Source organism: Asanoa siamensis (assembly GCF_016862555.1).
GTDB lineage: Bacteria > Actinomycetota > Actinomycetes > Mycobacteriales > Micromonosporaceae > Asanoa > Asanoa siamensis.
Genome location: NZ_BONE01000054.1, coordinates 14,167 through 28,322 on the forward strand (window position 1 = coordinate 14,167; position 14,156 = coordinate 28,322).

Annotated in this window: 7 protein-coding genes; 4 read left to right on the plus strand and 3 right to left on the minus strand. The window is 74.1% G+C overall.

The window, feature by feature from the left end:
• Nucleotides 1–296 precede the first annotated feature (296 nt).
• Nucleotides 297–6,764: a polymorphic toxin-type HINT domain-containing protein gene (locus Asi02nite_RS28185; protein ID WP_203716958.1), complete on the minus strand. Its 6,468-nt coding sequence runs from the start codon at nucleotides 6,762–6,764 to the stop codon at nucleotides 297–299.
• A 216-nt stretch (nucleotides 6,765–6,980) separates the two neighbouring features.
• On the opposite strand from Asi02nite_RS28185, the gene Asi02nite_RS28190 reads away from it, so the two are divergent.
• From Asi02nite_RS28190 to Asi02nite_RS28205, 4 genes are all read left to right on the plus strand, one after another.
• Nucleotides 6,981–7,823, plus strand: coding sequence for a patatin-like phospholipase family protein (locus Asi02nite_RS28190; RefSeq protein WP_203716959.1), 843 nt, complete (start codon nucleotides 6,981–6,983; stop codon nucleotides 7,821–7,823).
• A 93-nt stretch (nucleotides 7,824–7,916) separates the two neighbouring features.
• Entirely contained in the window at nucleotides 7,917–8,639 is a 723-nt protein-coding gene (locus tag Asi02nite_RS28195; RefSeq protein WP_203716960.1) for a hypothetical protein, read from the plus strand.
• 3 nt (nucleotides 8,640–8,642) lie between these two features.
• Nucleotides 8,643–9,119, plus strand: a complete 477-nt coding sequence (locus Asi02nite_RS28200) for a pyridoxamine 5'-phosphate oxidase family protein (protein ID WP_203716961.1) — start codon at nucleotides 8,643–8,645, stop codon at nucleotides 9,117–9,119.
• 35 nt (nucleotides 9,120–9,154) lie between these two features.
• On the plus strand, nucleotides 9,155–9,952 hold the full coding sequence (locus Asi02nite_RS28205; RefSeq protein WP_203716962.1) for a lysophospholipid acyltransferase family protein: 798 nt from the start codon (nucleotides 9,155–9,157) through the stop codon (nucleotides 9,950–9,952).
• 654 nt (nucleotides 9,953–10,606) lie between these two features.
• On the opposite strand, the gene Asi02nite_RS28210 is transcribed toward Asi02nite_RS28205, so the two are convergent.
• Both Asi02nite_RS28210 and Asi02nite_RS28215 read right to left on the minus strand, forming a co-directional pair.
• Nucleotides 10,607–11,140 (minus strand): LuxR family transcriptional regulator, encoded by a 534-nt coding sequence (locus tag Asi02nite_RS28210; RefSeq protein WP_203716963.1) that lies wholly within the window; start codon nucleotides 11,138–11,140, stop codon nucleotides 10,607–10,609.
• Between the two features lie 13 nt (nucleotides 11,141–11,153).
• Nucleotides 11,154–14,036 (minus strand): helix-turn-helix transcriptional regulator, encoded by a 2,883-nt coding sequence (locus tag Asi02nite_RS28215; protein ID WP_275410397.1) that lies wholly within the window; start codon nucleotides 14,034–14,036, stop codon nucleotides 11,154–11,156.
• Between the last annotated feature and the right edge of the window lie 120 nt (nucleotides 14,037–14,156).

The following is a 14,156-nucleotide window of genomic DNA, read 5'->3' on the forward strand; positions in this document are numbered from 1 at the left end:
GACGGTGCGGGACCGGACCGTGCTGACTGCAGACGGTGCCGGGGCGGACTGGTGCCGTAGACAGTGCTGGACCGAGCCAACCGCAGCAGGCGACCCGGACCGTGCCGCACCGGACTGGACCTGACCATGGCGCTCTCGAACCGTGCCGGACCCGACTGGACCGAATTTGACCAGGCCGTGGCGGCCTCGAAGCGTAGCGGTTTCGGATCGTAGCCGGACCGGCCTGGACCGGTCCGGGCCGAGCTGAGCCGAAGGCGGTGCCGAGCCGCACACACGTGCGGCCCGGCACCGTCCGGTCAGTTGGCGTTGCCGATATAGGGCACCGACTCGAAGATGCTGCCGTCCTTCTGCCGGAAGACCACCGTCAGCTCCGCACCCTCCGGCAGCATGTCGCGCAGCGTGTCGTCGCACGCTCCGCACACCTCACGCTTGATGTCGTCGCCGCGGAAGTGGATGTAGAGGGTTGCCTTGCGCATTGCCGGGTTCTGGCGCATCATCGCCGCGACCTGGGCCTCCAGGTGGTGCTTGAAGCCCGCCTTCGTGTGTGGCGCGGGACTGCCGGCGACGCTCGGGTGGATGTTGCGGTTTCCCGACGACAGCGGGTCGGCGAACCAGCCGCTCTCGGTGCGCAGCGCGCCCGTGACGCCGCCGGGGCGGTCGAAGCCCCCCGCCGCCTCCTCGGCGTGGGACAGGCCCGCCTCGTGGCAGTCGGTGTTGTGGACGAGGACGGACTGCGCCCCCGCGCCGACGTAGTAGGTGTGGATGCCGTCGACCGTGAGGTCGTAGGTGATCCGCTCCGCCTCGAACGTCCGGACCGCGCCGACCTGGACGTAGGTGCCGGCCGACGTGCGCAGCAACTCCCCCGGCCGCAGGTCGCCGGCGTCGACCCAGCGGCCCCGCGTGACCGACCAGAACGGGTGGTGGTCGGTGGTCGTGAGGGTGTCACCGCCCTGCACCGTGACCTCGACGTACTCCTTGTCGCTGTCGGTGCGGATCGTGTGCGTGACCTGCCGTGCCTCGGTCCGGCCCGTCCGCGGGTCGGTGGCCAGCACGGTGTCACCCGGCTCGACCTGCTCGATCGCCTTGCGGGTGCCGTCGGCGAGGACGACCACGGTGCCGGCGACGAAGCTGTTCGCGCACTTGCAGGCGCAGCCGCCACCGTCGGAGTTGCGTTTGGTCTTGGCCTTCGCCTTGGCCGCCAGTGCCTTGGCGCGGGCGGCGGCCTGCGCGGCCGCCCGTCTGGCCGCGGCTTCCGCGGCGGCCTTGGCCGCGGCCGCCTTCTGCGCGGCTTCCCGGGCCGCGGCCGCGGCGGCCGCCTTGGCGGCCTCGGCGGCCCGTTCCGCGCCCCGCAGGATCGCGCGGGCCCAGTCGAGCTCCTTGAAGAAGGTGATGACCGCCTTGCCGGCCCGGAAGATGGCCTCGGCGATCTTCTTCGCCTTGAAGATCTTGCCCCAGGGCAGGGCGCCGATGACCATCGAGACGCAGGCGCCCAGGTCGCCCTTGAGGCAGTTGAGGATGTCGTTGATCCCGAGGAACTCCATCAGGATCTGGCCGCCGGCCTCCAGGACGACGTCCAGGACGCTCTTGCTCTGGATCTGGTTGGCCCTGGCGACGTCTTCGGGGTTGACCTGCGGCACGTCGGTCGCCGCGGGTGTGGTCGTGCCGGTGCCGCCGCCGTCGCCCGGCTCGAACATCGCGCCGGTCGGGTCGGTGTAGACGTTCGGGTTGTTGTCGGCGTAGATGTAGGGCGAGACCGCGGAGGCGCCCACCGGCATCGGGTCGGTGGCGGTGAACCGGCCGGTGCCGGGGTTGTAGTTGCGGGCCCGTAGGTAGTAGTTGCCGTTGCCGGTGGTGGAGTCCTGGTAGGCGCCGGTGAACTGCAGCGGGTTCTCCGGGCCGCCCGCCTGCGCCTGCACCGCGCCGGGCGCGGTCTCGGTCCCCGGCGACGTCGTCCCGGCCAGGGTCGCGCCGACGCGCGGGTTGCCGAACGGGTCGTAGTCGTAGCCGACCTCCGGCGTGCCCGCCGGGGTGAGCATGTTCGCCACCCCGCCCAACCAGTCGTGGGTGTAGGCGTGCGCTCCGGTGGCCGCGTCGAGCAGGGCCAGCGGCTCGTCGTCGGGCCCGTACGTGAACCCGCGTTTCTCGACCGTGGCGCCGTTGGCGTCGGTGACCGTGTCGACGGCGATCTGCGGCAGGGTGCCGGCGACGTCCCAGGACCAGCGCTGGGTGGCCGACTCCGGCTTGCCCGGGTCGGTGGTGGCGGTCAGCCGCAACCCGTCGGCGCCGTAGCCGAACGCGGCGTCCCGTCCGCCGACGGTGGCCTTGGCGAGGGTGTTGTCCAGGTTGTACGTGAACCGGTCGGTGCCGGCCTTCGTCTGGTTGCCGTTGGCGTCGTAGTCGTAGGCGGTCGTGGTGACGTGCCGGGGCTCGCGGACGACCTGCTTCCTGAGCTGGCTGGCGTCGTCGTACTCGTAGGTGGTGGTGTCGTCCCCGGCCGAACCGCTGCGCTTCTGGCTCGTGCGGTTGCCGAGCAGGTCGTAACGGTAGTCGATGCGCCCGGCCGGCCGCGTCCGGTCGTCGCAGTCCGTGGCCGCGTAGCAGGCCGAGGTCAGCCGGTCGGCCTTGTCGTACGCGTAGGCCACGGACTCGGAGACGCCGCCGCGGGTGGTGACGACCCGGGTGGGGTTGCCGACCTGGTCGAGCTCGAGCTGGAACGCCGAGACGGGGTTCTGCGGCAACGCGACCGGAGTGACGGGCGCGGACGGTGGCGAGACCTCGCCGGGGCCGTCCTCGTCGTGGGCGGTGACGGTGAACGTGTACGCGGTGCCGGCGTCCAGCCCGTGCACGACCGCGCTGGTGGCGTCGGCGCCGACGGTCGTGGACCGGCCCCCCGGTGCGGCGGTGACCGTGTAGCCCGTGAGGTCGTCGTCCTTGGGCGGCTTCCAGGAGACCACCGCGAGGGCGGCACCCGGTTGCGCGGTCACACCGGTCGGCGGGTCGGGCCGGTCACCGAGGGCGAGCAGGCCCGGGTCGGGCAGCCGCGCGGGCGCAGCCTGCGGCACCTGTTCGGGGCCGATGCCGGTCAACCGGCCCGCGTCGTCGAACCTGCGGCGCTCGAGCAGGCCGGTGGCGGCCGGCAGCCAGGTGACCTCCCGGTTGCCCGCCACGTCGTAGTCGAAGGCCCAGCTCGCCTGGGTGTCGCCGACGGAGCCGCCGGCCACGTTCAGCGTCTTGAGCTGGCTGTCGGCGTCGTAGGTGGCGGTGGCCCGGGTGCCGTCCGGGTACTCGCGCAGCTTGATGTTGCCGCGGACGTCGTACTCGTAGCGGAACGTCTCCTCGAGGCCCGCCTCGACCCGGGTGACCGCCCGGATCTGGTCCTCGTCGTCGTACTCCACGGTGCGGTGACCGGTCGGGTCGACGTACGCGGTGATCCGGTCCTTGGCGTCGTACCGCCACGAGTAGCGGGGCCCGTCGGTGCCCAGTGCCCGGGCGTCGCGCCGGCCGACGATGTCGTAGGTGTCGACGATCGTGCGCTTGGCCCGCTCCGTCGGCGAGAGCCGCTCGTGCTCCCACCGGGTCAGGGTCGAGACCCGGTTGCCTTCGACGTCGTACGTGTTCTCGGTGACGCGGCCCAGCGGGTCGGTCTCCTTGACCAGGCGGCCGCCGTCGTCGTAGGACAGCCAGCTGCGGTTGCCGTTCGGGTCGCGGACCGACGAGACCATCCCGTCGTCGAAGTAGTCGTAGACGGTCGCGTACCGGGTCGGGTCGTCGCGGTCGTGCGGCGCGTCGGGTGTCCGCACGGTGCGCGGCAGGTTGTCGTCGCGGTAGGTGTACTGCGTGGTGCGGTTCTTCGCGTCGGTGACGGAGGACAGCCGGTTGTTGGCGTCGTACCGCATGGTCGTGGTGTGGCCGAGCGGGTCGGTCGTCCGCGTCGTGTTGCCGGCCAGGTCGTACTCGTAGCGGGTCGTGAACCGGGCCGGGTCGGCGCCGGCGACGTTGCCGCGCGGCTCGGTCGAGCTGGCCAGCAGCCCGTCGTCGTCGTAGACGAAGGTGCTGACGCCGCCGGTCGCCCGCTTCGCCTTGACCTTGTTGCCGGCCTCGTCGTACTCGTACTCGACGACGCCCTGCTCAGGATCTTTGATCGACGTCTGCTGGCTGTTGTCGTCGTAGCCGAGCTCGGTGCGCCGGCCCAGGTTGTCTTCGGCGGCGGTGACCTGGCCGAGGTTGTCGCGCTCGAACGTGGACTGCTTGTCGTGCTCGTCCACCTTCGCCGTGGTGCGGTTGAGGTCGTCGACCCGGATGTCGCGCTTGACGGTGACGCCGCCCGGGTAGGGGCGCTCCATCCGCAGCGGGTTGTCGTTGGCGTCGTAGAAGTAGGTGGTGGTGTGGTCGGCCGCGGTCGCGCCGGGCAGGTTGCCGCGCGGCGAGGTGACCTTGTGGAGCAGACCCTTGGCGTTGTACGCGTACGTCGTCACCGGGTCGGGCTGGTCGTCGAGCTCCATCCGGGCCGACGCCCGGCGCCCCGCGTCGGTGTAGGTGTAGGACAGGGTCCGCCGTGGGTCCTTGACGGTCTTGAGCAGGCCGTTGTCGAAGTAGCGGTATTCGGTGCGGGCGCCCATCGGGGTGGTCTGGGCCACGAGCCGACCGACGTCGTCGAAGCTGGTCCGCCACGGGTCGTCCTTGCCGGGCTCGTGCACCTCCGTGGCCCGGTCCTGGGCGTCGAACTCGTAGCGGGTCGTGTAGTCCCGCCGGTCGGCGTGGGGCACGGTGCCGCGCGGGTCGGTCACCTCGACCTGCCGCCCCGTGCGGTCGTACCGGAACTCGACGCGGCGGCCGCCGGGTGAGGTGACGGCCTTCGGCAGCCCGACGTTCGCGTCGCCGGCGGGCAGGTACTCGTACCGGGTCACCTTCTTGCGCTGGTCGGTGCTGGCCAGCAGCAGCCCGCGCGCGTCGTACTCGTAGGTGACCGTGTTCTTCTTCGGGTCGGTGCTCTTGACCAGCTCGTCGAACTCGTTGTAGTCGTCCTGCCAGACCTTGCCGTTGGCGTCGGTGTGCTTCGTCGGGTTGTTGCGCGCGTCGTACTCGGTGTCCTCCTTGAAGCCGAGCGACTGCGGCGCGTCCCGCCGGGTCCGGTTGCCGCGGTCGTCGAAACGCGACTCGTGCTGGCTCTGCTTGCCGTCGACCACCAGGCCGCGGTTGAGCGAGGTGTCGTAGCGGTGGTGCTCGGAGTCGCCGTTGCCGCGCAGGGTGTAGACCAGCACGTTGCCGCGGTAGCCGTCGTAGACCCGGACCCCGTCGGCGTCGGTGGTCAGCGCCTCCTCGTCGGCGGCGCGCCACTCGAAGGTCGTCGCGTTGCCCAGCGCGTCGAGCTGGCGGTTGACCCGGTTGCCGGCGTCGTACCCGGTGCGGACCTCGACGACCTTGTCCGGGTTGGTGACGTCGGCGAGCAGGCCGTTGGGGTGGTAGGCGTACTTCCAGAGCTTGCCGCGGGCGTCGAGGTGGGCGGTGAGCAGCGAGCCGGTGTAGAAGAATCTGACCTTGCGGTGGTCGGGCAGGCTGATCTCGCGGATGAGGCCGCCCTCGAGGGTGGCCTTCGCGACGCGACCGGAGGCGTCGGTGATCGTGACGGCGTTCTCGGTGTGGGTCAGCCGCACGCCCATGCCGCGCGGGTTGGTGATGGAGACGAGCCGACCCTGGGCGTCGAAGGTGTACGCGATGTTGCGCGGGGTGGTCAGCTCCCACCCGTCGCCGGCCCTGCGCAGGTTGGAGCGCACGCCGGCCGGGCGGCGGTAGGTGTCGCCGTCGAGCCGGTAGGTGGCTTCCGCGCCGTCCTCGGCGCGCACGACCGCACCGCCGTCGGTCGGGGTGACGGCCATCGCGTAGGACCAGGCCCAGCCGGCGCCGAGCGGGCCGGTGCCGTTGGCCGACGAGTAGGTGCGGGACGAGACGAACGGGACACCGAAGGAGACCATCGCCAGGTCCTGCTTGACCTGGATGAAGGCCCCGGTGGCGGTGTTGACGCCGTTGCCGCGGATGGCCTGGCCGGCGCTGGTCAGCGCGAGCGCGTTGCCGCACCCGCAGCCACCGGCCTGGCCGAGCGGGATCGCCGGCGGCACGATGGTGGCGCGGGGCCGGACCTCGGGGCGCTCGGAGACGATCTCGCGGCCGTCGTCGAGGACCGCGGTCATGGTGACCTCGTAGGTCCGCGCCGGGTCGAGGGTCCAGCCGTGCTCGCGCCCGAAGGACCGGCAGAAGTCGCGTTGGCCGGAGCACTGCGAGCGGGCGATCTCGTCGCGGGTCAGCGTGGTCGACGCCTGCTCGGTCTGCGACTCCTTGTCGTAGGCGGTGACCCGCCAGCTGGAAAATGCCGGCGCCGCGGCGTTGACGTTGAAGTAGAGGCTGACGGAGGTGTCGCCGAGCAGGAAGCCGGGCCGGGCGAGCACCTCGGTGAAGACCCTGTCCTCGGCGGCGACGCGGGCGCTGGTGCGGCGCTCCCACGCGGCTCTGGACAGCTCCTTGGGTGCGCCGTCGGCGCGGACCTCCGGCGGGACGAGCGGTGGGCGCTTGTCGGGCGGGAACGCGGTGTCGGGGCGCACGCCCTTGGGCATCGGCCGGTCGACCGGACCCTGGCCGGGGCCCGGTGGCGTGGGCGGCGCCGCCGCGGCGGCGTTGGGTGTCAGCGGCTGCAGCAGCGTGACCGTCATGATCAGCGCGCAGAACGCCGCCAATGCGCGCACACGGCCGCGCACGGTGCGACTGGACATGGTCGGACCCTCCCCCGTGGACGGATCTCTCGTCAGCAATCCACGGCCGATCATAGAGGTAATTCAATGGAATTCCGGAGTCACCTAGATGACAGAAATCAACTGCAACCTATTGCCTTGATCGCGATACGGAAATTGGCGTACGCAAATCCGTTCTGACAATTTCGATGATCCATTGTCGACGGGACGGCGGTCGTTGCCCGTACCCTGCTTCGCATGGGTGGCAGAGCGTTGGTCTGTGGCGGTGGCGGCGTCACGGGAATCGCGTGGGAGCTCGGGATGCTGGCCGGCCTCGCGGCGCAGGGCGTGGACCTGACCGCCGCCGACGTGGTCGTCGGCACGTCGGCGGGCTCGTTCGTCGGCGCCGGCGTCGCGTCGGGCGTACCCGTCGAAGACCTCTATGCCGCGCAGCTCGCGCCACCTGAGACCGGGACCCCCGCGAAGCTCGGGTGGACGTCGGTGGCGTCCTGGGTGTGGGCGTCCGCGACGTCGCGTGACCCGGTGCGGGCCGCCGCGCGCGTCGGCGCGATGGCGTTGCGGGCCCCGACGATGCCCGAGGCGCGGCGCCGGGCGGTGATCGCGGCCCGGCTCCCGACCGTCGACTGGCCGACGGGACGCGACCTGCGGATCGTGGCCGTCGACGCGGGCAGCGGCGAGACGACCGTGTTCACCGGCGACTCCGGGGTCGACATCGTCGACGCGGTCGGCGCGAGCTGCGCGGTGCCGGGCGTCTGGCCGCCGGTGACGATCGACGGGCGCCGCTACGTCGACGGCGGTGTGCGCTCGACCACCAACGTCGACCTCGCGACCGGCTGTGACCGGGTGGTGCTGCTGGCGCCCATCGCCCGTGCGGTCGGCCGGCACCACCGCCTGGGCCGGCAGCTCGCGACGCTGCGCCGGGCCGGCGCCGAGGTGGTCATGGTCACGCCGGATCCCGCGGCGCGGCGGGCGATCGGGCGCAACGTGCTCGACCCGGCGGCGCGGGCACCCTCGGCGCGGGCCGGTCGGGCGCAGGCCGCGGCCGAGGTGGCGCGGGTCGCGGCGGTCTGGTCTTCCTGACCGGCGGCGTGCCGCGTTCGGTTTTGTCGTAGGCGCCTGGTAAGAAGAGCCTGCACAAAATCAAACAGGTGTACGGATGAGAGGGGTTCCCTGATGGCCGCCGCGCGCACCGCTGTCCGCGGTCTGTCCACCGACGAGCTGTCGTCGATCCGCGACAGTCTCGCGGCCGGCCGCAAGCCCAAGGTGGTGTTCACGGCCGCCGCCGGCCAGATCGAAGGCCAGACCGGCCAGGTGGTCGAGCTGACCGACCCGGACGCGTCCGACGAGTTCGTGGTGGTCCGGTTCGGCCGCGACGAGCTCCCCTTCTCCCCCACGGACCTGGCGGTTCCCGTGCGCGGCGCGAGCCGTGCGACACCGGCCAAGAAGGCGGCGGCCGCGCCGCCGGCCGACGAGCCGCCACCCGGCCCCGGCCTGCTACCCCCCGCACCCGTCGTCCCCGCGCCACGTGAGGAGAAGAACGTGACCACGTCCCCGTCCACGGTGGAGGAGCCCGTCGAGGCGCCGCGCCCGGCGAAGCGGCCCGCGAAGGCGGCCAAGCCGAAGGGCCCGGCCGGGCTGACGGTGACGCTGGCCTACGCCGACGGCGAGTGGACGGTGGCGGCGTCGCAGGGCAGCAAGAGCCTGGCCAAGCCCTACGTGATCCGCCCGGCCGAGGCGCTGAAGATGGTCGCCATGGTCGACGTCCCCGGCGTCCACGAGACCGTCGAGCAGATCATGGCCGCCGAGCGGGCCGAGGCCGAGACGCAGGCGCAGAAGCTACGCGCGGAGCTGGCCGAGATCGAGGCCCGCCTGGCGGAGCTACGGGACGTGGGCTGAGCCGTGGCGTCCTGGGCGGTCTTCGTGGCGCAGGCGCCGGAGCTGGCGGCGCGGGTGCGGTCGGCGCTCGACGCCAACAAGCACAAGACCCTGGCCACCGTGCGTCGCGACGGCGCGCCCAGGATCAGCGGCGTCGAGACGACGTTCGCCGGCGACGACCTGTGGTCGGGCAGCATGTGGCAGGCCCGCAAGGCCCAGGACCTGCTACGCGACCCGCGCTACGCGCTGCACTCGGCCACGATCGACCCGGGCGACGACCCGGCGTCGTGGCCGGGTGAGGCCAAGCTGTCCGGGGTCGTCGAGACGGTCACCGACCTCGACCGGTTCGCCGCGGTCATCCCCGACGGCTCGCCCGACAGCATGCACCTGTTCCGCCTCGACCTGCACGAGGTCGTCCACACGGGCCTGTCCCCGGCGATCGACAAGCTGGTCATCGAACTGTGGCGCCCCGACACGGCGGTGCGGCGCTTCGAGCGCTGAGCCATGATCGCCGCGTGTGGCACGATCATGGCCTGATGGAAGCCGAGACCGCGCCCCCCACCACCTCCACGACCTGGCAGCCGCCACGGTTCTGGAAGTTCCTGCAGTGGCTGGCCCGCTTCCTCATGCCCCTGGTCGGCCGCCTGCGGGTCAGCGGCGACGTCCCCGAGGGCCTGCGCCGCGGCCCGATGATCCTGGCGGCCAACCACATCAGCCCGTTCGACCCGATCGTCCTGACGGCCGCCACCGGCGTCCGCCGCGTCCGCCCCCGCATCATGGCGACCGGCGGCCTTTTCCGCGCGCCGTTCGTCGGCTTCGTGATGCGCCGCTCAGGCCACCTGCGCGTCGACCGCCGCACGGCCTCGGTAGCCGACGCGCTCCAGGTAGCCGCCGACGCCATCAAGGACGGCTGCGTCGTCATGGTCTACCCGGAAGGCCGCATAGGCCTGGACCCCACGATGTGGCCGGAACGCGGCAAGACGGGCACGGCCCGCCTGGCCTTCCTCAGCGGCGCCCCGGTGGTCCCGATCGCCCAGTGGGGCTCCCACGAAATCGTCCCGTACGCCACGTCGTTCAAAGGCATCGTCCGCGGCGCCGCCCACGCCGTCGTCCACCGCCCGGTGATCCGCGTGCACTTCGGCAAGCCGGTCGACCTCTCCGACCTGATCCCGGGCGTCCCGGGCGCGGCCCAACGCGCCACCGAACGCATCATCGAGGGACTGACGGAGACGTTGGCGGCGATCCGCCCGGACGAGCCGGACCTGCCACACTTCGTCGACAGGACACGGCCGGTCGACGTGACGCGGCGCTACCGTCGCCGCCCTACACCCTGATCACATTCGGGATCCGGTCCCGGGTCCGTGGTGGTGCGGACCGTCGCTCCCGCCGGACAAACTCGCTGACGCGTCGAGCCAGGCCCGCATCCCACAACCCCGACGCCGGAGCCGCAACCCGGAGATCACGTCTCGGCGGCGCGTTTGCCGGGAGTTGGCTTGACCAATCCGGCGTGTCGCCGAGTGGCGCAGCAGGCCGCGCGGACCATCGCCGACTCGGGCGCGGGCCCGTCGCGCGTCCCGATAGCCATACAAACCGAACGCCGGGTCGCAACCGGACGGGCCTCCGCCCGTGGACGGCAGACGCCGCAGGCCGCGCGGACCATCACCGGCTCGGGCGCGGGCCAGACGAGCGTCCCGATAGCGTCACAAACACGCCGGCCCGCAACCGGACGGGCCTCCGCCCTGAACAGCAGACGCCGCAGCCCGCGCGGACCATCACCGGCTCGGGCGCGGGCCCAACGAGCGTCCAGGTGGTGGCCAACCGCGCCGCGGTCGTGGCCCGTCGTAGACAGCAGAGCTGCAACCGCGTGGATCACGGACCCGGTCCCAACCCTGGAGGCCCCGCGCCGCATGCCGCGAGCGCCGTCCGTCGTGCAGACGGTCCAGGGCGACGCGTCGCGCAGGAGCGTTCGCGTGGCGCGCCGGCCCAGGTCAGGTGGCGCGTTGGCGGAGGTAGGTGAGGACCGCTTCGCGGGTCGTGCGGACGCCGAGCGTGTCGCGGGCCTGGGCTATGCGGCGGTTCGCCGTGCGTAGCGACAGGAACTCCGCCGCCGCGGCCGCCGCTATGGTTTCGCCGTTGGCCAGGCGGTCCAGGAGGGCGCGTTGTTCCGGGAGGAGTTCGCCCGGGGCCGTCGCTACCGGGCCCGGGTCGGTGCCGCCCGCGTCGCGGTGGACCGGGCCCAGGCGCGTCAGGTCGGCGAGCAGCGACCGGCCGATGTCGCCCGCGGTGTCGGTGATCGCGACGACCCCGGCGCCGCGGGCCGCCGCGAGGACCACCAGCTTGACCGTTTCCCGGTCGGGGACGCGGCCGAACAGCAGCAGCCGGTTGCCGGTCAGGTCCCAGGCCTGTTCGGTCAGGGCGAAGCCCTCCCGGGTGTTCCAGCCCGACCGGGCGAGGCGCCGCAAGACCGCTGTGGCGTCGCCGGTGCTGGGCAGCACGTACCGCGGCTGGTCCTCGCCGGTCACGCCTCCACCCCCGTCATCGCAGCTGTTCCAACGCCAGCGCGGCCGCCGCCGTGCGGGTGCGGGCGCCGAGCTTGCGCATGCCCGCCCGGATGTGGGTCTCGACCGTCTCGGCCGAGATGCCGAGCTGACCGGCGATCCGGCGGCTCGGCTCGCCCTGGGCGACCAGGCGCAGCACGTCGCGTTCCCGCTCCGTCAGGTCGGAACCCGCCCGCGGGCCGCGGGTCTCGCGCCGCACCGCGTGGCGGCGCAGCGCCCGCCGGGCCCGGCCGAGCAGCACCACCAGGCCCGCCGACTCCGCCAGCGACTCCGCGGCCAGCAGCGCCGCCACCGCGCGTTCCGGGTCGGGCTCGTGCAGGCCGGCGGCCAGCAGGCAGCGCACCTCCTCGCGGACGACCAGGTCGTGCCAGGCCGCCGCGGCCTGGTCGAAGCCTCCCGTACCCGACCACGCCGCCAGCGTCTCGCGGACCGCGGGCAGACCAGCGGACGCGCCGTCCGTCGCATCGAGGTCCGCCGGATCCCGGTCGCCGTTCTCCGCAGTGCCACCGTCGTACGCGGCCCAGCGGGCGGTGATCCGGCGCAGCCCGTCCACCAGGGGCGGCGCGGTGTCGTCCGAGGGCTCGGCGGCCCGCTCGGGCTGCCCGTCGAGCCAGGCGGCCTCCCGCGCGACCCAGCCGAGCAGCGCCGCGGCGCCCGGCACCGGTGCGGCGGCCGCCAGCCGCGCGCGGGCCGGCGCGAGCAGGCCACCGTCGGCCTCGACCAGGCTCGCCGCCGCGACCGCGTACGCCCGGGCCAGCCGCGGCACCGTGCGGTCCGTGAGGTCCGCGGCCCGGCGCACCACGTCGTCGGCCGGGGTGCCGCCCGGATCACCACGCAGCGCCACGCACCACAGGGCGGCGGCGAGGAACCGGGCCTGCCAGCTGTACGCGAGATCGGCCGCGCACGCCGCCGCCGCCCGATCCGCGGTGGCCGCGGCCTCCCGCAGGCGCCCGTCGGCCGCGAGCGTCTCCACCAGCAGCCAGGCACTCCACCGGGTCGCGAGCGGATCACCGGCCGCCGCGGCGGCCTCGGCCGCGGACGCCAGCCCGAATTCCCAGCCCGGCACCCGCGCCGCCGCCCGCACCGCCGCGACGGCGGCCCGCAGGCCGGCATGCTCGGGCGCGTCACCGTGCCGGGCGGCGTCGCCGAGCGCACCGGCCCGGTCGGTCGCCAGCCGGGCCAGCAGCAGCACCCGGTCGCGGCCGGCCCGCACGGGTGGGGGCGCGTCATCGGGTACGGGCGCCGCCGCCGCCCGCGCCCCGACCAGGTCACCGACCTGGAGCAGGGCCTCGGCCCGCAGCACGGCGGCGTCGACACCGAGCGGGGCGCCGGGCGCCGCGAGCACCCGCACGGCGTCCCGCGGCCGGCCGGCAGCGAGCGCGGCCGCCGCCGCGGCGATCCGGGTCGCGTCGGCGGGGCGGGCGCCGGGCAGGTCGCAGGCGAGCAGCAGCAGTTCGGCCCGTTCCCCGACGGTCGCGGCGCGGTCGGCGGCGGCCAGGGCGCGGGCGGCCGCGGCGGCGTCGTCACCGGCGGCGGCGAGATGCCGGGCGGCCTCCCGGTCGGGGGTCAGCGCGGCGAGCCGACGGTGCAGGGCGGCGCGGGCCGCGGGATCGAGCATGCCGGCCGCGACCTCGGCCACGTACGGCGAGGCCGGCCCGACCAGGTCGGCCGCCTGGACGTCGAGCGCCACGACCAGGCCCGCCTCGCGAAGCTCGTCGACACCGGTTCCCAGCATCGTGGGATGGGCCGGCCGGCCGAGCAGGCCGAGCGCCGCCATCGCGGTACGGGCGGGGCGGGTGAGATCGGCGAGCGCCTCGGCGATCGCGTAGGCGACCTGGTCGACCTCCGGTGTGGGCGCCGCGACCGGCAACGCCCCGGTCGCATCGGGGTCGCCGTCGTCCGGCGCAGAGCGGCCCAGGGCCGGCACGGAGCGGCCCGAGGCCGGCGCGGGGTCGCCGTTGTCCGGCGCAGCTCCACCCGAGGCCAGCGCAGGGTCGCCGTCGTCCGGCGCGGACCCGCCCAACGCCGGCACGGGGTCGCCGTCGTCCCCCGCGGACCCACCCAACGCCGGCGCAACGCGGCCCGAGGCTGGCGCGGGGCCGCCATCGTCCGGCGCGGACCCGCCCGAGCCCTGCGCGGGCCCGCCCGAGGCCGGCACAGCGCGGCCCGCAGCCACCGCAGCGCGTCCGGAGGCCGGCGCAGCGCGGCCCGCGGCCGGCGCAGGGCGCCCGGCGGCCGCGTGCCGGGCCAGCGCCTGCACCGCGAGCGGGATGCCCCCCGCCCGCCGGACAACCTCGGCCACCGCCGCGTCACCAAGGGCCGGCGCCACCTTGCGCGCCAGATCGGCGGCCGCGGCGGCGTCCAGAGGCGGCAGGGTCAACCAGCCGGCGGCCGCGGCCCGCAGCCCGGCCACCGCCTCGGCCGGCAGGCGGTGCGGGGTGCGCAGGGCGACCGCGACGCGGGTGTGCGCCGCCAGCGCCGCGACGGCGGCGACCGTCGCCGGGTCGGCCCACTGCAGGTCGTCGACGACGAGCAGCCCGCCCCGGACCCGCGAGCGGACCGCCTCGGCAAGAAGTGCGGCGTCGTGGGCCGGCAGCCGGACGCGGACCGCCCGGGACAGGGCCAGCGCCGGGACGTCCTGGAGCATGGCCAGGCCGCCGCCGGTGAAGACCGGGCCGCGGAACGCCGTCGCCAGGTCGCGCAGGGCGGCGCTGCGGCCGCTGCCGGGCGCGCCCGTGATCACGACCAGGCCCGGGGTGGCCAGCAGGGCGCGGGCGCGCGCGACGACGTCGTCGGGCGCCGTGTCGGCCGATCCGCCGGCCGCACGGTCGGCGACGCCGGTGCCCGGTGCGTGCGGCACTCATCCTCCGACCCTCGCCGTCCTTGCGGGATCCCGGTGGCACGAACATGGGATCCTGCCGCCGGCAGGATATTCGTAGTGTTGGTCGAGCGACCCAGCCAGGAGGACCACGCCACAATG